17 protein-coding genes and 3 pseudogenes are annotated in these 21,473 nt (G+C 35.5%); 11 read left to right on the top strand and 9 right to left on the bottom strand.

Annotated features, from left to right (window positions below):
• Window positions 1–110: 110 nt before the first annotated feature.
• From OPR17_RS06265 to uvrC, 4 genes are read left to right on the top strand one after another with little or no spacing between them, the layout of a single operon-like run.
• On the top strand, window positions 111–869 hold the full coding sequence (locus tag OPR17_RS06265) for a phosphatidylglycerophosphatase (RefSeq protein WP_265021539.1): 759 nt from the start codon (window positions 111–113) through the stop codon (window positions 867–869).
• Between the two features lie 44 nt (window positions 870–913).
• Entirely contained in the window at window positions 914–1,753 is an 840-nt protein-coding gene (locus tag OPR17_RS06260) for a glycine--tRNA ligase subunit alpha (RefSeq protein ID WP_265021538.1), read from the top strand.
• A gap of 3 nt (window positions 1,754–1,756) precedes the next feature.
• On the top strand, window positions 1,757–3,874 hold the full coding sequence (gene glyS / locus OPR17_RS06255; RefSeq protein WP_265021537.1) for a glycine--tRNA ligase subunit beta: 2,118 nt from the start codon (window positions 1,757–1,759) through the stop codon (window positions 3,872–3,874).
• On the top strand, window positions 3,858–5,675 hold the full coding sequence (uvrC, locus tag OPR17_RS06250) for an excinuclease ABC subunit UvrC (RefSeq protein ID WP_265021536.1): 1,818 nt from the start codon (window positions 3,858–3,860) through the stop codon (window positions 5,673–5,675). Before glyS ends, uvrC begins: the two co-directional genes overlap by 17 nt.
• Here uvrC and OPR17_RS06245 read toward each other — a convergent pair.
• The gene (locus tag OPR17_RS06245; RefSeq protein ID WP_458694331.1) at window positions 5,651–6,577 is read right to left on the bottom strand and encodes an IS982 family transposase; all 927 of its coding nucleotides are present in this window, start codon (window positions 6,575–6,577) and stop codon (window positions 5,651–5,653) included. The two genes, uvrC and OPR17_RS06245, sit on opposite strands and share 25 nt — an antisense overlap.
• Window positions 6,540–6,719, bottom strand: coding sequence for a hypothetical protein (locus OPR17_RS06240; RefSeq protein WP_265021535.1), 180 nt, complete (start codon window positions 6,717–6,719; stop codon window positions 6,540–6,542). The genes OPR17_RS06245 and OPR17_RS06240 overlap by 38 nt, the downstream gene beginning before the upstream one ends.
• Window positions 6,720–6,896: 177 nt before the next feature.
• On the opposite strand from OPR17_RS06240, the gene OPR17_RS06235 reads away from it, so the two are divergent.
• The 4 genes and pseudogenes from OPR17_RS06235 to OPR17_RS06220 all read left to right on the top strand — a co-directional run.
• Entirely contained in the window at window positions 6,897–7,154 is a 258-nt protein-coding gene (locus OPR17_RS06235) for a hypothetical protein (protein ID WP_265021534.1), read from the top strand.
• Entirely contained in the window at window positions 7,151–7,411 is a 261-nt protein-coding gene (locus OPR17_RS07500) for a type II toxin-antitoxin system RelE family toxin (protein WP_253303276.1), read from the top strand. The genes OPR17_RS06235 and OPR17_RS07500 overlap by 4 nt, the downstream gene beginning before the upstream one ends.
• Before the next feature lie 121 nt (window positions 7,412–7,532).
• A pseudogene (locus OPR17_RS06225) lies at window positions 7,533–8,950 on the top strand (phage portal protein).
• 21 nt (window positions 8,951–8,971) lie between these two features.
• Window positions 8,972–9,531: pseudogene (locus OPR17_RS06220) on the top strand (S49 family peptidase); the annotation flags it as partial.
• A 116-nt stretch (window positions 9,532–9,647) separates the two neighbouring features.
• On the opposite strand, the gene secA reads toward OPR17_RS06220, so the two are convergent.
• From secA to icd, 5 genes and pseudogenes are all read right to left on the bottom strand, one after another.
• Window positions 9,648–12,308, bottom strand: coding sequence for a preprotein translocase subunit SecA (secA, locus tag OPR17_RS06215; protein ID WP_265021533.1), 2,661 nt, complete (start codon window positions 12,306–12,308; stop codon window positions 9,648–9,650).
• A 235-nt stretch (window positions 12,309–12,543) separates the two neighbouring features.
• Window positions 12,544–13,431, bottom strand: coding sequence for an aminoglycoside phosphotransferase family protein (locus OPR17_RS06210; RefSeq protein WP_265021532.1), 888 nt, complete (start codon window positions 13,429–13,431; stop codon window positions 12,544–12,546).
• Window positions 13,432–13,534: 103 nt separating this feature from the next.
• Window positions 13,535–14,707, bottom strand: coding sequence for a 2-oxoglutarate dehydrogenase complex dihydrolipoyllysine-residue succinyltransferase (odhB, locus tag OPR17_RS06205; protein ID WP_265021531.1), 1,173 nt, complete (start codon window positions 14,705–14,707; stop codon window positions 13,535–13,537).
• A gap of 418 nt (window positions 14,708–15,125) precedes the next feature.
• Window positions 15,126–15,779: pseudogene (locus OPR17_RS06200) on the bottom strand (IS982 family transposase); the annotation flags it as partial.
• Between the two features lie 169 nt (window positions 15,780–15,948).
• Window positions 15,949–17,376: an isocitrate dehydrogenase gene (gene icd / locus OPR17_RS06195; RefSeq protein WP_265021530.1), complete on the bottom strand. Its 1,428-nt coding sequence runs from the start codon at window positions 17,374–17,376 to the stop codon at window positions 15,949–15,951.
• A 148-nt stretch (window positions 17,377–17,524) separates the two neighbouring features.
• On the opposite strand from icd, the gene OPR17_RS06190 reads away from it, so the two are divergent.
• The 3 genes from OPR17_RS06190 to OPR17_RS06180 are packed head-to-tail and all read left to right on the top strand — an operon-like array spanning window position 17,525 to window position 18,885.
• Complete coding sequence (locus OPR17_RS06190; protein ID WP_265021529.1) at window positions 17,525–18,148, top strand: RDD family protein; 624 nt, start codon at window positions 17,525–17,527, stop codon at window positions 18,146–18,148.
• Window positions 18,138–18,560 (top strand): RDD family protein, encoded by a 423-nt coding sequence (locus tag OPR17_RS06185; protein ID WP_265021528.1) that lies wholly within the window; start codon window positions 18,138–18,140, stop codon window positions 18,558–18,560. Before OPR17_RS06190 ends, OPR17_RS06185 begins: the two co-directional genes overlap by 11 nt.
• 22 nt (window positions 18,561–18,582) lie before the next feature.
• Window positions 18,583–18,885 (top strand): RDD family protein, encoded by a 303-nt coding sequence (locus tag OPR17_RS06180; protein WP_265021527.1) that lies wholly within the window; start codon window positions 18,583–18,585, stop codon window positions 18,883–18,885.
• Between the two features lie 340 nt (window positions 18,886–19,225).
• Here OPR17_RS06180 and rho read toward each other — a convergent pair whose 3' ends face one another.
• Together rho and OPR17_RS06170 are read right to left on the bottom strand one after the other, a co-directional pair.
• On the bottom strand, window positions 19,226–20,629 hold the full coding sequence (gene rho, locus OPR17_RS06175) for a transcription termination factor Rho (RefSeq protein ID WP_007549497.1): 1,404 nt from the start codon (window positions 20,627–20,629) through the stop codon (window positions 19,226–19,228).
• A gap of 206 nt (window positions 20,630–20,835) precedes the next feature.
• Entirely contained in the window at window positions 20,836–21,408 is a 573-nt protein-coding gene (locus OPR17_RS06170) for a cell cycle transcriptional regulator TrcR (RefSeq protein WP_265021526.1), read from the bottom strand.
• Between the last annotated feature and the right edge of the window lie 65 nt (window positions 21,409–21,473).

Below are 21,473 nucleotides of genomic sequence, written 5' to 3'. Positions count from 1 at the left end.
TCTACTGTCGCTGCATATTACCTAAAATTTTCCAATACATGTTTTAAGTTATTGATAAGTCCGTTACAATACAGTATTATAAATAATATAAACCAAGTGTTACTTAGAGCATGGGGATTTTTTTTGAATTTTTGGGAAAGATGCTAGGTAAGGTTTTTCCTGCCAAAACAGTAAGCTCTTTTTTGGGAATAGGATATTTACCAGGTTGGCAGAACTATTGGTCTGCTTTCTTTATATTACTTATTGTCGATATTATATTAATTCTTACATATGGGGGCGAATATTTACTATATAAAATGCCAAATTCAGGAATAGTTGTAGCTGCTATTTTTACAAAATTGGCAATAGTTATGTTAGTAATGCAATTACTTGGAATATTTATTTTTCATGCTCAGGACCCTTCAGCAAACAGTGGTGAAGATATAGTAATACAAATAGCATCAGGGCAAGTGCTGACTGTAGCACTTTCAATGCCAGCAATAATGTCGATTTATTATGCTGTAAGTAACCTCTATGGGAGTATATGTAAGCAGATGCTTCAATGCCCATTTTGGTTTAATGATTTTATGCACTTTTTCTTTTTTCTTATGATACCTTACGTATTTTTTAATGTCGTAGAAGCGATAAAACCATGGCCGATAAGTTCAATACAGCTCAGCTATAATAATGCAATGTCAATTACATTTGAGGGGATTTTTCACACATTTTATGCGGTGATTTTACTGTATTTAACAGCATTTATATTCTGCGATTTAACTATGCATGATGCAATTGTCCTAAATAAAAGCATAATTCAGTATGTGAGGGAAAGTTCAGCAGTTTTAGGTGATTATTTACATGATACTGTTAAAAAAATAGGTATTGAATAGTACTTATTTATTTATATATTTAGTATAAAAAGTGTACAATTTGTGTGAACTTACAAAGTATAATAAAAGAGTTGCAAGATTTTTGGGCTGGTGAAGGGTGCGTTATACTTCACCCATACACATCTGAAGTTGGTGCTGGCACATTACACCCTGCAACAATTATGTCTGCAATTGATACAAAACCGACAAAAATTGCATATCTACAACCAGTAATTAGGCCAGCAGATGGGCGCTATGGTGATAACCCTAATCGCTTATATCAACATCACCAATATCAAGTTATAATAAAGCCATCTGGTAATAATTTACAAGACGTCTATTTAGATAGCTTAAAAGTTCTTGGCATATCTACAGAAAAATATGATATTAAGTTTGTTGAAGATGATTGGGAAAATCCAAGTGTTGGTGCATCAGGACTTGGATGGGAAGTTACATGCAATGGAATGGAAGTAACACAGCTTACTTATATACAGCAAGTTGGAGGGATTGACTGCAAGATGATTCCTGGTGAGGTGGCATATGGGTTGGAACGTTTAGCAATGTGCATACAAGGTGTAGATAATGTTTACGATATAACTTGGAACGATAACGGTGTAACTTACGGAGATATTTTTAAACAAAGAGAATATGAATTTTCTTATCTAGCGTTAGATTATTATGATACTAAAGTGGTACAGCAGCAATTCGAAGATACGGAAAAATTGTGTAAGTTCCTTATTGAAAAGGAGCTACCAATGGCAGCTTATGACCAATGTATTAAAACTAGTCACCTACTTAATCTGCTTGATGCAAGAGGTGTGCTTGGTGTAAATGAACGTACAGCTTATATTGGTAGAGTTAGAGAGCTGACAAAAAAATGTTGTGAATTGTACATGAGTAAATAGCGTATGTCATTGCAGTTATTATTTGAGTGCCTTTCAGAAGAAATACCACCGAGAATGCAGAATGTAGCTGCAACTCAAGTTAAGAGTTGTATTGCCAATGTTTTTAACAAAAATAATGTAAAATTTACATCAATGGAGGTTTTTGTAACGGCACGTCGCATTACCCTATTTGTTGACAACATAAATGCTTTGGAGCTAAAGGATTCCAATAACGAAGTTAAGGGACCAAACATTAACGCACCAAAAAGTGCTATCGAAGGTTTTTTAAGAAAATATCAGAAAAATGAAGAAGATTTGCTCGTTCGAAAAGTAAATAATGAGGATTTTTACTTCATTAAAAGAGAAAGCTGCTCATTTAACATCAGAGAATTCCTCAAAAATCAACTAGGAGAAATATTAAAAAATTTCTCTTGGCCAAAAAGTATGAGATGGGGCAAAGGAAAAGAAAGGTGGGTTAGGCCAATTAAAAACATTTTATGCATTTTAAATGATGAAATAATACCTGTATCTTTTGCCGGGATTACAGCATCTAACACAACATATGGCCATCGATTTCTCTCAAGTGGTACGGCGCTTACTGTTAAAACACCTAAAGACTATTTTGAATTGCTAGAAAAAAACAGTGTAATTCTCCAAATGGACAAAAGAAAGCAATTTACACTAGATCAGATTAATAAATTCACAAAAGAGCAGAATTTACAACTTGAGAAAAATGATTATTTACTAAATGAATTGACAGGGCTTATAGAGTGGCCAATCGTACTGTTTGGTGAAGTGAATCAAGAAAAGTCATTTGGATTACCGAAGGAAGTAATAATTAGTATAGTTAATACACAACAAAAATACCTTGCTTTGAGTAATGGAAAGAGAATTTCACACTTTGTCACTGTTGTCAACGTCAACAATGGTGAAGTTGTTAAAGGACACGAAAGAATATTAGAAGCACGTCTTGCTGATGCCCAATTTTTAATATCTCAAGATAAAAAGGAAAATCTAGATTATTATGTCAAAAGATTAGGTTCAATATTATTTCATGCTTCACTTGTCAGCGTGGGGGAAAAGGTGAAGCGTATTACGGCTCTGTCAAAGTATATAGCTATATTTATTCCACATGCTTCGCTGATAAAAGTTGAACGTGCTGCATATTTGGCAAAAGCTGATTTGGCAACATCGATAGTAAGAGAGTTTCCAGAATTACAAGGAGTAATGGGTGGATATTATGCTTCTTATTTTCAAGAAGATAGAGAAATAGTGGAAGCTATAACTGAGCATTATAAGCCAATCGGGCCAGAGCAGGAGTGTCCTAAATCTCCTTCTGCAATTGCTGTGTCAATTGCAGACAAAGTGGATAGCTTAGTTGGTTTAATTGCAGCAGGTGAGAAAATCTCTGGTTCGTATGATCAATTTGGTTTGCGGAGAATGACAATTGGTATAATTAGGACAATACTTGAAAATAATTTGCATGTTCCAATTAGGCTAATGATAGACAAGTCAGTATCTTTATATTCAAGGCTTCTATTTAATAAAAATACAGCGTCAGTTGATAAGCCAAATAGAAAACAAATTTTAGAACTAGTATTTAGATTCTGCTTAGAAAGATTCAAGGTTATTTTAAAAAATAGAGATATAAGGCAAGATGTTGTAGATTCAATACTATATAAAATCGATATTAATGATCTGCTGACAGCAGAAAAGCAAACTGTTATATTGGATCGTTATCTTAGTACTCCAGAAGGTGAACAAATTCTAAGCACTTACAAAAGAGTTAGTAACATGATGAGCAAAGCAAGGAAAAGTGATGGCACTACTTATAGTGCATCTTACGGTAAGAGGTTTTTGATTGAAAGTGAAGAAATTGCGCTATCAAATTGTGCTATAACTGCTTGTAAAAACATAAAACAAGCGATAAAAAATAACCACTTTAATGTAGCACTTGATGAACTTGCTGGTTTTGCTCCGTTTATCAATCAGTTTATGGACAGTATAAAGATTAACTGTGATTCTGATAAGCTGAGAAGAAACAGATTATCTTTGCTTGAAAATGTAGTTTCCATCTTTCATTTAGTAGCAGATTTTAACCTCATACAGGTTAAGCAATGGATAAATGCTCAGGCAATATAAAGAACAAATCAAATCATCTCCACATTCCTGTGGCGTGTATAAGATGGTTGGAGATAAGAATAAAGTTTTATATGTTGGAAAAGCAAAAAACTTGAAGTCGAGGTTATCCGACTACCTTCAATTCGAAAACCTTTCTGAACGAATTAGAGTTATGCTCTTACAGGTTATTAAGGTTGAAATATTCATCACTGAGAATGAAATCGAAGCACTGTTTCTTGAAGCACAGTTAATAAAATCATTGAAACCACTTTATAATATTGTGCTCAAGGATGGAAAATTTTATCCTTATATAACAATTTCCAAGCACGATTATCCAAGAATAGCAAAATATAGAGGCAAATTTAAGAAGAATGAGTTTCATTATTATGGTCCCTTTACATCTGCCGCTGCTGTTAAGCAAACTATATTGTCATTGCAAAAAGCTTTTCTCCTAAGAGTATGTTCAGATCAATACTTTTCCTCAACAAAAAGACCATGTATTGAATATCAAATTAAGCGCTGCTCAGCACCATGCATAAACAAAATCACAAAAGACGACTACTGCCAATCAGTAAAACAGGCACGAAATACATTGCTTGGAAGAAATAAGGAAGTGAAAGAACAGTTACTTTTCACAATGAGAAAGTGCAGCAGTGAAGAAAACTATGAGCTTGCTGCTATATATAGAGATCGGGTAAAGTTTCTTGAGCAAATTCAAATACAGCACACGGATTTTTCTTTTGAAAAAGATGCAGATTTCTTCAGTATTGTACGTGAAGAGGATCTAGCATGTATTAGTGTGTTATCGTTCAGAAATAAAGACAACTACGGCAGCACTCCTTACTTTGCCGAGAACTGTGGTGATCACTCAAATGATGAAATTTTATCCACCTTTTTGGTCGATTTTTATAATTCAGCTAACATACCTCCAATGCAAATTTACGTTCCAGATTCTATTGTGGATAAGGAAATTATAGAACAAGCACTATATAAGGTTGCTCAAAAGCCAGTAAAAGTTCTGCATGTAAAGAATAAAAAAGAGCGTGATTTATTGAAATTTGTTTATGATAACTCTCAGCATAGCTTAGAGCAGAAGCTTATCGATTATAGAAATAACCTAGAAAAGCTTGAGGAGCTTAGCAAAATCTTCTTGTTACCAAATATTCCAAAGCGTATTGAGGTTTATGACAATAGCCATATATTTGGAAATCAACAAATTGGTGTAATGGTTGTTGCAGGGCAGGAGGGTTTTTTAAAGAGTGAGTACAGAAAATTTACTATAAAGGAAAAATTTTCAGGCGATGATTATAAAATGATGAGGGAAGTGCTAACCAGACGTTTCTCCGGCAATATAAAAGGCATAATACCTGATTTTTTACTGATTGATGGTGGACCAGGATATGTTTCCATAGTACAGAATGTACTGGAAGTATTGAATATAAACGTTCCTTTTGCTTGTATGGCAAAAGGTCCTGATCGTAACGCAGGAAATGAAAGATTTTATATGCTGGGCAGGGGAGAATTCAGTCTGGCAAATGACAGCAAAGTCATGCTTTACTTACAATCGCTGCGTAATGAAGCCCACCGTTTTGCGATAACTTCACATAGAAAAAAACGCGATAAACAGTTTATAGTTTCACAATTAAGCAAAATACCCGGCATTGGCAACAAAAGAAAAAAAGCGTTGATGTCTTATTTTGGTTCAGTGAAAAATATAAGCAAAGCTTCTCTGGCTAAAATTCAAAACGTACCTGGAATTAGTAAAGGTTTAGCAGAAGTCATTCTTAAATACGTGAATTATAAGAGAGGAGTACTGGAATGACACAAAACCCGTTTTATTATTAACGCAAATTCTGGATTAAGGAAGGAAGTATAGGAAATAGAAGGCTTTTTGGATTTGATGGAATAGGAGATGAGAGTAGAAAAGATATGAACCAAGAAATCAACAGGGGATCTATGGCGAGTGTGTTCAATTTCTAGTCTATTTTTTAGGTAACCAAAAACAGTCTCAATGATAGACCTTTTTCTCAGTAAAATCTTCTCATTTAGCGAAATTAATGTATTTTTCATACCTTTTTTCACCTTGGTAACAAGTTTCAAACCTCGGTCAAACAGCTTCTGAAAAAGCTCTTTTGCAATATAACCTTTGTCACCAAACAAAAGGCCGGTTAATTTTTCCGTCAAATTTGGCACAGGTATCCTATCATCAACATTGCCTTTTGTTAGCGTAAGTGCATGAATTTCACCATTTTCATTGATTACCATATGTAATTTGAAACCAAAAAACCAGCCGTAAGTACTCTTGCTTAATTTTGCAATTCCAGCAAAAACTTTGTTTTTGGATATTCTTTTTGCATGACAAACTGCAATGGGAGTTGTGTCTATATATGAAATTCCAGTGTTTTCTGACTGTCCACAAAGCCAATGCAACAACATTGCTAAATGCCACAAAACCCTAGGCTTTAGAGCAACAAACCTGGTATATGAAGGCAACTTTGGAAACTCTGATTTGTAGAGCAACGTTAGGTAATGTAGATAGAAAGTTTTGAAATTTTTACACGGAGATTGTTGATATAGCAGGATTATTGTCATGATTTCAGAGTGCTCAATTTCCGTTGTTCTTGTGGGTTTTTTACCATTTGGCAGTAGTTTGCCTGCAAAATTTTTCTCTATATCTCTGCAAAAATCATCGACCAAACAAAACAGTTTTGTTATATCTTCCATGGGTAACCTCATCTATTTTTTTATAACTGCTGAGTTTACCCTGTTTTCTGCCTTTTCTATTCTCCTTTAATCCAGAATTCGCGTTAATAGATTGAAAATTGAGTTGAACTAAAAATGCGGTTTGACACAGTTTATTTAACACTCCCGTATGGAGAAGTGCAGATAAATGACCTCTTGAGCTTAAGACAACGCATTAAATCTGAATTGAAAGTCGCAGGTGTGAAGCCGAAGAGAAAGATTGTGTTTTCAACGAGTAAGGGGATTGACAAAATTGTGTAAAAATGTTATAGTTTATAGTTGATGTTTTCTGGTTAATCATATGGCTCAAAGTCAAAAAAAGCTCAATATTAATGTAAGTTTCGAGGGTGAATTTGCTCAATATCTTACAGAGGTCGCAAAAGCATGGAATAAAACTATACCAGAAGTTTTAGTGTGTCTTGTGAAAGAAGAATTTGAAGCAGAGAAAGAGATGGCTAAAATTATAAAAGAACGTGATGTGCCAGATGCAAAGATGGTCAGAAATGAGGATGTTGACTGGGATAAAATATTATCTGCAAAGACAATTAAAGATGAGTGAAATACAATATTATCTATTCAGAAAAGGTTCTTGAGAGAGATTTCCTTACTTTACCACCAACAATAAGATCAAGAATTAGAAGAGCTATAGACGAACGGCTTACAATTGATCCCATTAATCTTGGTAAACCATTAAGTGGTAGATTAGTAGGAAGCAAAAGATTAAGAGTAGGCGATTATCGGATTATTTATAAAGTAGATAAATTAGAGAACACAGTAATCATCACAGAAATAGGACACAGAAGTACCATTTATTAAGAGGTAAATGCACTGTAACGACTTATTGACCAAATTCTCCAGCAGCTTGCCGGAATTTCTCAATATTAAACTATAAATTTGTGCAACAACCCGCTGCATAATTAGAACAATCAGAGGCTAAATGTTACTAAAATCATTCAAACAATTATTCCGCAAACCAAAAATCAAGAGCTCAGCATGGGATGCGGCTGGATCTGGAAGAAGGGTGATGTATTGGCAAGGAGAAGCAGGAAGTATAAATAGCTTACTTTCCCAGAGCCTTGAACATCTGCGTAGTCGTTCACGTGACATGGTAAGAAAGAATTCCTATGCAGCAAACATCATCGATACGATAGTGAGTAATTGCGTTGGAACAGGAATAAAGCCGCAATCAAAGGCGAAAGATGCAAAATTTCGGAAAAAAGTGCAAGAATTATGGCTAAGATGGACAGATGAAGCAGACAGTAGCGGAGTAAGTGATTTTTATGGATTACAAGCTTTGGTCTGTAGGAGCATGATAGAAGGAGGAGAATGTTTTGTAAGACTCCGAACAAGAAAACGAGAAGATGGTCTTTGTGTGCCGTTGCAACTGCAAGTACTTGAATCAGAGCATTTAGACAATAAGAGCAATCAAACCCTTGCCAATGGTAATGTAATAAGAAACGGCATTGAATTTAACCGACTTGGGCAAAGAGAAGCATATCACCTATTTAGAGAACATCCTGGAGAAGGCTCGTTTGGCGAATCAGTGAGAGTACCAGCAAATGATGTTTTACATATTTACAGACCACTAAGACCTGGGCAGATTCGAGGAGTACCATGGTTGTCCAGTGTACTGTTAAAGCTCTATGAACTTGATCAATACGATGATGCGGAATTAGTCAGAAAAAAGACTGCTGCAATGTTTGCTGGGTTTATTACCAGACTCGATCCAGAAGCAAATATTTTAGGAGAAGGTGAAGCAAATGAGCATGGAGTAGCACTATCAGGTTTAGAGCCAGGGACTATGCAACTTTTAGATCCAGGGGAAGATATCAAGTTCTCAGAACCATCAGATGTTGGAGGAAGTTACGAAGCATTTATGAAATAGCAGCTCAGGGCAATAGCAGTAGGCACAGGGATAACTTACGAGCAGCTAACAGGAGATCTTACCAACGTTAATTATTCATCGATAAGAGCAGGGTTAATAGAGTTTCGCCGGAGGTGCGGAATGTTACAGCATAACGTAATGGTATTTCAATTTTGCCGTCCGGTATGGGATAGGTGGTTAGAATTAGCAATACTATCTGGAGAACTGGATATAGGTGAAAAAAGGGGGAAAAGAAAAGGTAAAATGGATAGCGCAAGGGTTTGATTGGGTAGATCCGCTGAAAGACCAGCAAGCACAGCAAATGGCGGTAAGAAATGGGTAAAAGTAGGTCAGAGGTGGTTTCAGAGCTAGGTTACGATATAGAAGAAATAGACCAGGAAATTGCTGAAGATCAAAGACGTGCAAGTGAACTGGGCTTAAGTTTTGACTCGGACGTCAGTAGTTTTGATTCTAATACTGAAATAATATAAGTGAACTGGCTCAATAAACCGATGATGATAGAGCAAAGAAGCTTTGATTTGTTGTCATTACATGCAGAGAAGCATCAACGTTTAAAAATATAAAACATGCAGTAAGAAATAGTGAAAGGGGAATAAAGGTGCATGGAATCTTGACGAAGAATTCAGAAGCTTTTGATGATGTGTTGGGGATGACATCATACGAGAAGATACGTGAAGAGATAGAAGAAGCTTTAATAGATAAAGAAGTAGAAACAATAATTTTGGACATAGACAGCCCCGGAGGGGAAGTAAACGGTTTATTCGACCTTTCTGATTTTATTTACGAAGCAAGGGGATTAAAAAAGATCGTAGCAATAGCAAATGATGATGCGTATTCTGCGGCGTATGCAATTGCATCAAGTGCTGAAAAAGTATTGGTAACGAGAACATCAGGAGTGGGAAGTATAGGAGTAATAGCAAGTCATATAGATCAAAGTGGATTTGATGAAAAGCAAGGGATAAAATATACCACATTATTTGCAGGAAAGAGAAAAAACGATTTAAATCCGCATGAGCCTATTAACTCTGAAGGTTTAGAAAGTTTGAGAGAGGGGGAATGTTCTATGGAGCTGCGTATAAGTCATCAGAGCACTCATTAAACAGTAAGCTAAGTGAGGTTAGATGCAGTAATGTTGATGGAAATAAACAAACTGTATAACCATAATTATTAGCTCACCACAGTAACCGCACCATGGCAGTGTTTGTATTTCTTTCCGGAGTTGCAAGGACATTTGTCGTTTCTTGAGATTTTGGGAAGTCTGCTATTTCTAGCAGAATGTAACCTATTGCCTATCTCTTGGTTGTCTACCAACTTAAAGTGTGCTAAGCGATGAATGGTGAGTTCCTTCCATTTTTCAAGCATTGACTCAAACATCAAGAAAGCTTCGCGTTTAAATTCATTCAGTGGATCTTTCTGCCCCATGGCACGTAAGCTTATGCTTTGTCTTAGGCTCTCTAGAACTGAAAGGTGCTCCCTCCATAAATGATCGAGTGTCATGATCATCATTTGCTTCACGATCGTATTCCACAAATCTGTAGTGTGCTGACTGTTGAAATATTTTTCTTTCTCAGTAAAGAATTCTTGTATCTTATCATTTATATAATTCAAAGCTTCTTGTTTGTTTAAAAACGTTGCTAAATCTTCTTTATCGAGCGTTATTCCATACCTTGTATGGAATTCTTTGACTATATTTTCAATATAATCCTCATAATAGCCACTTTGGATTATACCTTCTACTACGCTCTCATTTACTTCGCTATATACTTCAAGTAAATCATTAATTTCGTTGCCTAAGATATTGTTTCTCTGTTTAAAAATAACTTTACGTTGGTTGTTAATTACGTCATCAAACTTAAGCAAAGACTTCCGCACATCATAATTTCTAGCTTCAACTTTCTTTTGCGCTTTCTCGAGTGCCTTATTGATCCATGGATGATGAATAGCTTCGTTATTCTTTAACCCTACTTTTTGTAAAAAGCTTCTCATTCTATCAGAACCAAATATTCTCATTAGGTCATCTTCAAGTGATAAAAAGAACTTAGAAAGTCCAAGATCACCCTGACGGCCAGAACGGCCACGTAATTGATCATCTATTCTCCTGCTTTCATGTCTTTCAGTTCCAACCACACATAAACCACCAGCTTTTATAGCAATTTCCTTATCTTTTTTTACTCTTTCGACTATTTCTTGGTATTTTTTTTCTCTTTCATCAGCATTTTTTATCTTCTTTAGCTCCACCTTTGCGATCATTTCAGCATTTCCACCAAGCTGAATATCAGTTCCACGCCCTGCCATGTTAGTTGCTATGGTGACACTGCCTGGCACTCCAGCTTGTGCTATTATGTACGCCTCTTGTTCATGATAACGAGCATTCAATACTGAGTGCTTAAGAGAATGGCTTTGCAAAAGCGCAGAAAGCTTCTCAGAGTTTTCAATGCTTACCGTGCCAACAAGGACCGGTTGAAGGCGTTTGTGGCATTCTTCTATAAATTTTAGTACAGCATTAAATTTTTCCTTTTCTGTACCGTAAATTTCATCATCAATATCAACTCTTTTTACAGGTACATTGGTTGGAATTTTTACTACATTTAATCTGTATATATCACAAAACTCTTCTGCCTCTGTTGCTGCTGTTCCCGTCATTCCGGAAAGTTTATTGTACATACGAAAGTAATTCTGAAATGTGACCGATGCTAAAGTTTGGTTTTCATGCTGAATTTCAAGATTCTCCTTCGCTTCAAGTGCCTGATGAAGACCATCGGAATATCTCCTGCCCTCCATCATACGCCCAGTAAATTCATCAATAATCACTACCTTGCCATCCTTTACTATATAATCTTTATCAGCAGTAAACAGCTTATATGCACGTAATGCTTGGTCTATATAATGAGTCATTATCATGCTGTCAGTATCATAGAGCGAGGAATTTTCAGGAATGAGATTGTATGACCTTAGTAGTTCCTCCACTCGTGAAATACCATCTTCAGTCAAGAATACCGTTCTACCTTTTTCATCTACTTCATAATCGGAGTCAACTAATTTGGTTACTATTTTATTGATATGCTTATATATCTGATTGTTTTCCTCAACCGGGCCAGAAATAATAAGCGGAGTGCGAGCTTCATCAATGAGTATTGAGTCCACTTCATCAACTATTCCGTAGTGAAAGCCTCTCTGAACCATGTCTTCTTGAGAAAATTTCATATTGTCTCGCAGGTAATCAAAGGCAAGCTCGTTATTTGTGGAATACACGATATCTGCACTGTAAGCCTCTTTCCTCTCTTCGTCTGTCAAGTTATTCGTAATAAACGCAACAGAAACCCCAAGAGAATTATATAATTTGCTCATCCACTCTGTGTCCCGTTTTGCAAGATAGTCGTTAACAGTTACGACATGTACGCCTTTCCCTTCTAAGGAATTTAGATATGCTGCTAAAGTTGCAACGAGTGTCTTTCCCTCTCCTGTTTTCATTTCTGATATCATGCCATTGTGGAGCACCATTCCACCAATCAGTTGAACATCAAAGTGCCTCATGTTAAGAAACCTTCGAGAGGCTTCACGCACAACTGCAAATGCAGGTACGAGAAGATCATTTAACGTTTTCCCATTTTTCAATTCTCGTTTGAATTCTTCAGTTTTACCAGCAAGCTCCTCATCAGATAAGCTCTGCATTTCTGTTTCTAATGCATTTATTTGCTGAACAATTTTCCTAAAGGATTTTATTATCTTCTTATTTGTTGACCCAAATATCTTTCTTATAAAAAAGAATGACAACGTAAAAATGAAAAATATAAGAATGGCTGTCAAAATTAGCGGAGAATCTAGCATAAACTTAAGTAAAGTCTTATTTAATATGAGATTATATTACTAAATGCAGCCTACAGCAATGATATATTAGATTTGGGGAATCTTTTCAAATTAAGAACCTATCACAGGCATTGTTTAGTTTGCTGAAAATAGTTGTTCGTTTAAGTTGTTAGTTATGCTAGATTAAGAGTAATTCACTTGAGAACAGCAAAGAAAGGTAGGTATGCAAAAATAGGACTGAAAATCTTTGGTTAAACTAAGCTTCTTCATTTAGAATTTCATTAATAATTTTCTGTTGTTTCATAACTTCTGTTGTCTTCCAGTCACGCATTGTAATTAGTGCCTTCCATAAAGCCCAGCCGCTTGCTCTGGTCCATGTGTCTGGATCTAAACATAGATGTGACTTGAAGATTCTCCGATTTTCGTTGTTCAAAAGTGTCCAGGCAATTACCAAGTCACAGGCTGGATCGCCGACACCCACACATCCAAAATCGATTACAGCAACTACACATCCATCTTTCGCTAGGATATTCCCGCTTGCAAAGTCACCATGAATCCATACTGGATTCTTGTTCCATCTTGAGCTTATAGCTTTTTCCCAAAAGGACATTATAGTTCTAGCATCAATAAAACCTTGCAATTCCTTAATGGCCGATCTTACCTCTGTGTCATAGACTGATACGTGATCGCCGCGCCAGAAGTTATGGAGTCCAGGATTAGGGCCTCCTTTAACATCAATTTTATGTAACTCATTCAAAAATTGTGCAAGCTGAGAAGCAATAATCTGTAAATCCAGATCATCTATAGACAATGCATTTATGCTTTCCCCTTCGATCCACTTATATATTGACCAATTCCAGGGATAATGCTTTGATGGTTGTCCCATTGCAAGTGGCTTAGGAATAGAAAATGACAAATGTGGTGCAAGTACCTCAAGCCATTTTTGCTCCTTTAGAACTTGTAGCGCATAATCTTCTGCGCTTGGTAGCCTGATCAACATCTCTTCACCCAAGCGAAAAGTTCTATTGTCTATACCACTGAGTTCAACAGGTTTGATCTCTAAGTGAGCCCACTTTGGAAATTGCTGTGCAACAAGTTCGGTAACAAGTAATAACCAAGAGCGACTATCAATTTTTGATGCCATTTGCCGATTTCTCCTATTTTACCATCCGCCTTAGAAACCTTCTGATCCCAGAAAAACTTACTTGTCATTTTTAATTGCTGACATTGTTTAAGTTAATACCAATTTACACTTCCAAAACCAACCTATTTGGATCTTCTATATAATTTTTTATTTTAACAAGAAAAGTTACTGCTCCTTTGCCATCAACTATTCTGTGGTCGTAAGAGAGGGCAATGTACATCATAGGTCTAATTTCAATCGAGTTGCCCACGGCAACTGGCCTGTTTTGTATTGAATGCATTCCAAGTATCCCAGATTGTGGAGGGTTTATTATCGGGGTGGAAAGGAGCGAACCGTATACTCCGCCATTTGAGATGGTAAATGTTGCACCTTCCATTTCTGACACTTGCAGCTTGCCTTCCCGCGCTTTTTTGCCAAGGGCAGCCAAGATCAACTCGATTTCGGCAAATGACATCTGATCAGCACCCCGAATAACTGGCACAACAAGGCCTTTATCGGTACCAACAGCAACACCTATGTCATAGTAATGTTTATACACGATTTCATCGCCTGAGATTTCAGCGTTAATTTCAGGAATCTCTTTCAGCGCTTGTACTGCTGCTTTTATAAAGAACGACATAAAACCTAGTTTTATTCCATATTTCTTTTCAAAAGTTTCTTTATATTTCGCCCTGAGATCCATGACATTTTTCATGTCAATTTCATTGAACGTGGTCAGTATTGCGGCAGTATTTTGCGACGCCTTCAAACGAGCGGCAATTACTTGCCTTATTTTGCTCATTTTTACTCGTTCCTCTCTTTGCTCTCCACTTACTATACTTTTTGGCAATTCATATTGTTTTATTGCAGGCTGTTCAGCTTTGTTCATGTGGCCTATCACATCTGCTTTTGTTATTCTATCTCCCATGCCAGTTCCTTTGACACCTTTTGCATTAATTGCATTTTCTTCCATAATTTTACGAGCTGACGGAGCATCTTTTTTGGCAGAACTTTCGCTTTTATCTTCTTTTTTCGCTTCCTCTTTTACTTCTCCCACGGAAAGCTTCGCTAACAATTGATCAGGACTTATCACATCATCTTCCTTTACAAGAAATTCAGTTATTTGCCCTGAAGCTTCTGCAGTTAATTCGAGTGCTGTTTTGTCAGTTTCAATTTCAAAAATCAGATCATCTACTTTTACTGCTTCACCAATATTTTTCTTTATTTTTACTATACCTTCCGTAACTGACTCACCACCAAGAGTTTTTGGTGCTCTGATTTCTATAATTTTGCTCATAAAACAACTTCCATATAAAACTTTCTATAGATTTATACATGAAAAGAGACATGTAATAAACTAATAAATTCATTGAGGCTCTTATCATTTAGAAGTGACAAACGGATAACATATTCCCAAATGTCATTCCAGCACGTGACGCTAGGCCATAAAAATTCCTTGACAAGCTTTGTCAGCCCCCCTATCATGGTACTGAAGCTATTTATTTATCTTCGCAATCTGTGCAGGTTAATGACAAAAAACTTAGGGTATTTGGCGTCTCATGTTTAATTTTTCGCACTACGTGCATCGCATGTCTTTAAAAATTTTTAGGTTTTTACCTATATAAGCCGAAACGCGCTTACAAAGCGTTTAAGACAGCAAAAAACGTCAAATTGACAAGGGAGAATTTGAATGCTAGCTACTACGGGGTTTCTTTGCCTTTTTTCACCTTGGTAACAAGTTTCAAACCTCGGTCAAACAGCTTCTGAAAAAGCTCTTTTGCAATATAACCTTTGTCACCAAACAAAAGGCCGGTTAATTTTTCCGTCAAATTTGGCACAGGTATCCTATCATCAACATTGCCTTTTGTTAGCGTAAGTGCATGAATTTCACCATTTTCATTGATTACCATATGTAATTTGAAACCAAAAAACCAGCCGTAAGTACTCTTGCTTAATTTTGCAATTCCAGCAAAAACTTTGTTTTTGGATATTCTTTTTGCATGACAAACTGCAATGGGAGTTGTGTCTATATATGAAATTCCAGTGTTTTCTGACTGTCCACAAAGCCAATGCAACAACATTGCTAAATGCCACAAAACCCTAGGCTTTAGAGCAACAAACCTGGTATATGAAGGCAACTTTGGAAACTCTGATTTGTAGAGCAACGTTAGGTAATGTAGATAGAAAGTTTTGAAATTTTTACACGGAGATTGTTGATATAGCAGGATTATTGTCATGATTTCAGAGTGCTCAATTTCCGTTGTTCTTGTGGGTTTTTTACCATTTGGCAGTAGTTTGCCTGCAAAATTTTTCTCTATATCTCTGCAAAAATCATCGACCAAACAAAACAGTTTTGTTATATCTTCCATGGGTAACCTCATCTATTTTTTTATAATTGCTGAGTTTACCCTGTTTTCTGCCTTTTCTATTCTCCTTTAATCCAGAATTCGCGTATTACTACATCTCACATAAATAAATTATATCTCTAGTATAATCTATTTAAATGTTTTATGCAATCATAAGAATGTCAAACGATCATTAAGAGAAAAACCCCTCTTTCCCATCATATAAATACAATTTATCCATCCTTACAACATCAAAATTGTGTTCTTCAAGTTTGATTAGCAAGTTATTCACATCACTATTTGTAATAGCTTGTTTTTCATTATTTGCGATAAACCTACAGGTTATTTGATCACTTGAAGATTCTGAACTTCCTGGCCAAATTGCAAGGCCTTTTGAATATATTGCTATCATTTGCAGATTACTCGATTCAAATAACCTAACTATTTGGTCAAAGTTGCTAGATTTGTTCCAAGCAAGTACTATATCACTACCCACTAGCTTTTTAACTTTGTAATCTTGTTCGTAATTGTCTTGTACTTTATTTATTTTACTATCTGAACCACTGCTAATTATAAGCTCAGGTAATGTTGTAGGTTTCTTTCCTAGGTTATCTATAACAGCTTCTGCAAACTCTTTTGTACCAACTTTCTGTTTACTTCTTTTCTCCTTGTACAAATCGGCAGTGTGTATTCCATCCTCTAAAGTCTTCAGCCATGCATCGTAGATTAGTTTTGCAGTACCTACTTGACCTATGTAAATTAGCATATGCACTGCAGCATTTAAAAGACCAGAAGGATTGGCTATGTTTTTTCCTGCAATATCAGGGGCAGAACCGTGCACTGCTTCAAACATTGCGTATTCATTCCCGATGTTGCTACTTCCGGCAAGCCCCACAGATCCAGAGGTTTGTGCGACTATATCTGATAATATGTCGCCATATAAGTTCTCGGTTACTATAACATCAAAATTCTCCGGTTCTGTTGCAACACGCGCCATTCCAATATCAACTATATAATGTTCTGCCTTTATATCTGGGTATTCTTTTGCAATACGATCAAACGCTGCATGGAAAGTTCCGTCAGTCATTTTCATGATGTTATCTTTAGTCAGGCAAGTTACTTTTTTTCTGTTGTGTTTTTTCGCGTATTCAAAAGCGTACCTGCATATTTTCTCTGAGCCAGATCTAGTAATAATTTTAGTGCATTGGTAAGAGTCACCGGTGAGCCTATGCTCTATTCCGGTGTAAACGTCCTCTTCATTTTCACGTATCACTACGATATCAAACTTATCGAATTTATTTTCTATCACAGGATGATATGAAATGCATGGTCTGATATTTGCATATAACCCTAGGTTCTTTCTGAGCGCTACATTTAAGCTCTTGTGGCCTTTACCTTGAGGAGTTGTTGTCGGAGATTTTAATAATATTTTTGTCCTTTCAATTGATTCCCAACCACTTGGAGAAATTCCGTGAGACCATTCTTTACTATAAACACGCTCACCTATTTCAATAATATCTACTGAGATCTTTGCTTCTGCTTCGCGCAATACCGACAGCACCGCTTCCATAATTTCTGGTCCGATACCGTCGCCATATGCAACTGTGATTAGTGTTGACATAACTTTCCTAGTTATAAATGATTTAATATTAATTTAAATAATAGAGTGGCACAAGTAGCTAATATTACCCAAATTAGTATATTTACGGTTATTTAATAACGTATTTTTATATTATATGATGATATTATGAAACATAAGTGAGGCGTATATGAATACTGAAACGAGTGTTAAAGTAAATTATGCGAAATTTACTAAACGCGTTACAGCGTATGTAGTTGACCAAATAATATTTCTAGCCTTTTATTTATTCATTTTGTTCATGTTATCAGGTAAACCCTATGCTGACTTTTTTAGCGATTTCTTTTCTGATACTGAGACAGCCCCTTCAGTGCAAAATGAAGTACTAGAAGCATTAATATATATAGTATTAGAAGTATTAATGATAATAAAACTTGGCTGGACTCCAGGGAAATTGTTATGTGGTATATATATAAAAGATGCAAATACACCTAAAAATGTTGCTTTAATGCAAGGAGTAATAAGAAGTACTTTTAAAGTGTTTTTATGTGTACCTTGCTATATTTCTGGTTGGTTTTTTATTTTACCAATCTTGGTTTTAATATTTGCAGTATTTGATCGACGCAAACAGACTTTTTACGACAAAATTGCAAAAACAGCAGTATATGATAAAACTGCAAAAAAACCTGAAGAATGCCACTTAAATTTAAACTATGTGGGAATAACTAGGCGTGTAATAGCATATATTATTGACCTTTTTATTATTACAGGAATTTCTTTAGTCTTTTTTTTCTCTTGCAAAGATGGTTTTTGATCCTGATGGATCTAAACTGTTGACTATATGCCTGTGCTTTTTGCTATCAATAATATTCGGAGTATTCATAGTAAGGAGGTTCAGTGGCACTCCAGGGCAATTGCTGTGCTGTATTTGTATAAAAGATGCAAATATGCTTGAAAATATTACTCTAGTGCAAGCAACAACTAGGTATGTTTTATCTAAAGTGCCTAGCTTATTTGTATTGAGCTTTATAGTTATTGTGGGCATTATAAACGAATCTCTTGATAACCCTTATGAATGGTGGTTTTTACTTCCAGTAAACTTAGTCTCCATAACTATAATTATAGCTATAATACTAATTTTTATATATGCAGTATTTAACCAACGCAAGCAGTTTTTTTATGATAGAATTACAAAGACAGTGGCAATAGACTATAAACCTAGTTGATATTTTTCTTTATAGGTAGTACATGGATAAAAAAGTAAACTACTCAACGATGACAAGACGTGTTCTAGCATTTATAGTTGATTGTATTTTATTTATTGCAATACCATTTGGTTTAATGGCGGTGGGTTTCTCACTTACACACGCAATACAAGGGATCATGGGTGCAATAATTGTAATCACCACGATTATATTTTCTTTATTTTTAATGATACCATGTATATTTCATATATTCATGCTAGTAAAATTTGGCGGCACTCCAGGACACTTGTTATTTAGCATGCGTGTAAAAGACAAAGATACATTTGAGTCAATCACTACAATGTAAGCAATGAAAAGGACTATAGCTCTTTTTATAATTTATTGCATATCACTTTGTAATCCCATTTTATTCTTAGCTATACTAATCTTAGTTTTAGTATGTGCAGTAGGTGATGAACATAAAGAAGCTTTTCACGACAAAATTGCAAACACGGTAGTGATAGATTATAAACCTAGTTGATATTTTCCTTTAGCTATCTGCCACCAAGGGTGTCATTTCAGTGTCACGCGCTAACTTGAGGTAGATTGCCAACTTAACTATAAATATATTTTGGTAAATCCGAATTATTTTAGCTATAAGAGCGTTTTACTTTTTGCTCAGCATATCCATCATAACTGGCTTACTTTTAGTGATTCATGGAGTTAAAAAAGTCAGCATTGCTCTTTGTTAAAAGTAGTTTGTCACGTAAAAATTCCATTGCTTCAACGGGTCCCATAGGATTGAGTATCCTACGCACCACCCATATTTTATTTAGTATAGCCTTATCAACTAATAGCTCTTCCTTCCTTGTTCCGGATTTTGTAATATCAATAGCTGGAAATATACGTTTATCAGAAAGTTTTCTATCAAGTATGATCTCAGCATTTCCTGTACCTTTAAACTCTTCAAAAATAACTTCATCCATTTTTGAACCAGTCTCTATAAGAGCTGTGGCGATTATAGTTAAAGAACCCCCATTCTCAATATTACGAGCTGCTCCAAAAAAGCGTTTTGGTCTCTGCAGTGCGTTTGAATCTACACCACCAGTTAGAACTTTCCCAGACGAAGGAATAACCGCATTATAAGCACGTGCAAGTCTAGTAATATTGTCAAGTAGAATTACCACATCTTTTTTATGCTCAACCATTCTTTTAGCTTTTTCTATTACTATTTCAGCAAGCTGTACGTGACGGTAAGCAGGCTCATCGAACGTAGAACTTACTACCTCACCTTTTACAGAACGTATCATATCTGTTACTTCTTCAGGTCTTTCATCTATAAGTAACACTATTAATTCTACTTCAGGATGATTTATAGCTATAGAGTTAGCCATTTGCTGAAGCAATACAGTTTTTCCTGTGCGAGGTGGAGCAACTACTAACGCTCTTTGCCCTTTTCCAAGAGGAGCTACTATATCTATAGCACGCATGCTTAAGCCTTTTTTATCATCACCATTATTACACTCAAGTACTATGCTTTCCTCAGGATAAAGAGGAAGCAAATTATCAAAATGGACGTACTTTCTTAATTCACTTACTTCAGTAGAGTTTATACTTTGAACCTTAGTTAAAGTAAAATATCTCTCTTTATCACCAGGTGGCCTTATTTCTCCATATGCCATATCTCCTGTACGTAAATTAAACTTCTTTATTTGCCCGTTAGAAATATAAACATCATCGGTACTTGGGGCATAATTTGCACTTGCTGAACGTAAGAAACCAAAACCATCAGGCAATATTTCCACTATTCCACTCCCTGTGGTTATGCCTCCTTCTTCACTCATTTTTTTCATTAAGCTGAATATTATTTCCTGCTTTAGCATTCTACCATTGCTTTTACCGTTAGTTGAAATTTTTCTTTCTTCAGCTAACTCTAACAATTCTTCTGCTGTTTTCTCTTTTAATTCGCTCAGATCTAATGTTTTTCTGTTTTTCTCAGTACCTTCATTAACCATCTGTTTTACTGTATCGTTATTGTAAATTTGCTCACTTTTTTCAGGTTGAGCTGTAACCTTTCCTTTTGCCAAAACATCTTCATTGATTGTTGTCATAATCCTCCAAAAATTTTAATTGATGCTTACTAACCTAAAATGTGACTATAAGATAATAAATTAGGCTGAGTTAGTTTCAGTGCGTATTAAGCTTAATTATCATTAAACCCCGTACTTTACTTACATTATACTAATAAACACTAGCAAGTCAAGTTAATTTAATGTTAACAAAGCACAAAAATTTGAGGATTTTCAATAGCTATTCTTTATATTTTTTTTAACCTTTCTTGCTTCTCCTCTTCTACTTTTGCTTTTTCCACTTCTGCTTCTAAATTTTCTTGACTACATAAGCCGAGTAGTACAGGATCTTGGGGTTTTATATTTTGCATGTTATGATGAGATCCATCTCTTACCTGCTCAACTGTGTAATTTGTTGTACTAATTAATTTAGCTATAACGTTATTGTCCAAGATAGGAAATTTTTTTACTAAATAATAAATCGCATCAGGTTTATCTCTACGTCTTGCCGTAGAGGCAAAGCCAAGAATGCTACCAATCGCTTTACTCCTTTTTTTTATATTTTTTATAATCAAATTTGGTACACGATTTGGATTTTTTTTGCAATCATCGATTTCTTTTTCAGTAATTATTCCAGAAATAATAGGGTTATATTTTTCTACTTCTATTTCCTCATCAGCTATGTCTTGTACTTCTTCAAGGGCCAATCTGCAACATTGTGCTATTTGATTAAAAGTTAAACCAGTGTTGTCTACTAACCAAGCAGCTATTTGCACTAGAAACTGTTTATTTCTATCGTTATTGCCCTTAGAAGATTCCATTGACATCAAAAAAGCATCTCCCATTTAAAGTATCCGTTACTGTTATACAGAGCTAAAATATAAAC

Source organism: Wolbachia endosymbiont (group A) of Icerya purchasi, from assembly GCF_947251635.1.
In the GTDB taxonomy this organism is placed as follows: Bacteria; Pseudomonadota; Alphaproteobacteria; order Rickettsiales; family Anaplasmataceae; genus Wolbachia; species Wolbachia pipientis.
The sequence above is the reverse complement of the archived record's forward strand: the minus strand, read 5'-3'. Positions and strand labels throughout refer to the sequence as shown.

Bases quoted from the DNA above. Each gene is read 5' to 3' on its own strand.
- OPR17_RS06190 (WP_265021529.1), top strand. From the start codon at position 17,525: ATGAATACTGAAACGAGTGTTAAAGTAAATTATGCGAAATTTACTAAA.
- odhB (WP_265021531.1), bottom strand. From the start codon at position 14,707: ATGAGCAAAATTATAGAAATCAGAGCACCAAAAACTCTTGGTGGTGAG.
- OPR17_RS06170 (WP_265021526.1), bottom strand. From the start codon at position 21,408: ATGGAATCTTCTAAGGGCAATAACGATAGAAATAAACAGTTTCTAGTG.
- rho (WP_007549497.1), bottom strand. From the start codon at position 20,629: ATGACAACAATCAATGAAGATGTTTTGGCAAAAGGAAAGGTTACAGCT.
- OPR17_RS06210 (WP_265021532.1), bottom strand. From the start codon at position 13,431: ATGGCATCAAAAATTGATAGTCGCTCTTGGTTATTACTTGTTACCGAA.
- secA (WP_265021533.1), bottom strand. From the start codon at position 12,308: ATGCTAGATTCTCCGCTAATTTTGACAGCCATTCTTATATTTTTCATT.
- icd (WP_265021530.1), bottom strand. From the start codon at position 17,376: ATGTCAACACTAATCACAGTTGCATATGGCGACGGTATCGGACCAGAA.
- OPR17_RS06180 (WP_265021527.1), top strand. From the start codon at position 18,583: ATGGATAAAAAAGTAAACTACTCAACGATGACAAGACGTGTTCTAGCA.
- OPR17_RS06235 (WP_265021534.1), top strand. From the start codon at position 6,897: ATGGCTCAAAGTCAAAAAAAGCTCAATATTAATGTAAGTTTCGAGGGT.
- OPR17_RS06185 (WP_265021528.1), top strand. From the start codon at position 18,138: ATGGTTTTTGATCCTGATGGATCTAAACTGTTGACTATATGCCTGTGC.
- OPR17_RS06265 (WP_265021539.1), top strand. From the start codon at position 111: ATGGGGATTTTTTTTGAATTTTTGGGAAAGATGCTAGGTAAGGTTTTT.
- uvrC (WP_265021536.1), top strand. From the start codon at position 3,858: ATGCTCAGGCAATATAAAGAACAAATCAAATCATCTCCACATTCCTGT.
- glyS (WP_265021537.1), top strand. From the start codon at position 1,757: ATGTCATTGCAGTTATTATTTGAGTGCCTTTCAGAAGAAATACCACCG.
- OPR17_RS06245 (WP_458694331.1), bottom strand. From the start codon at position 6,577: ATGGAAGATATAACAAAACTGTTTTGTTTGGTCGATGATTTTTGCAGA.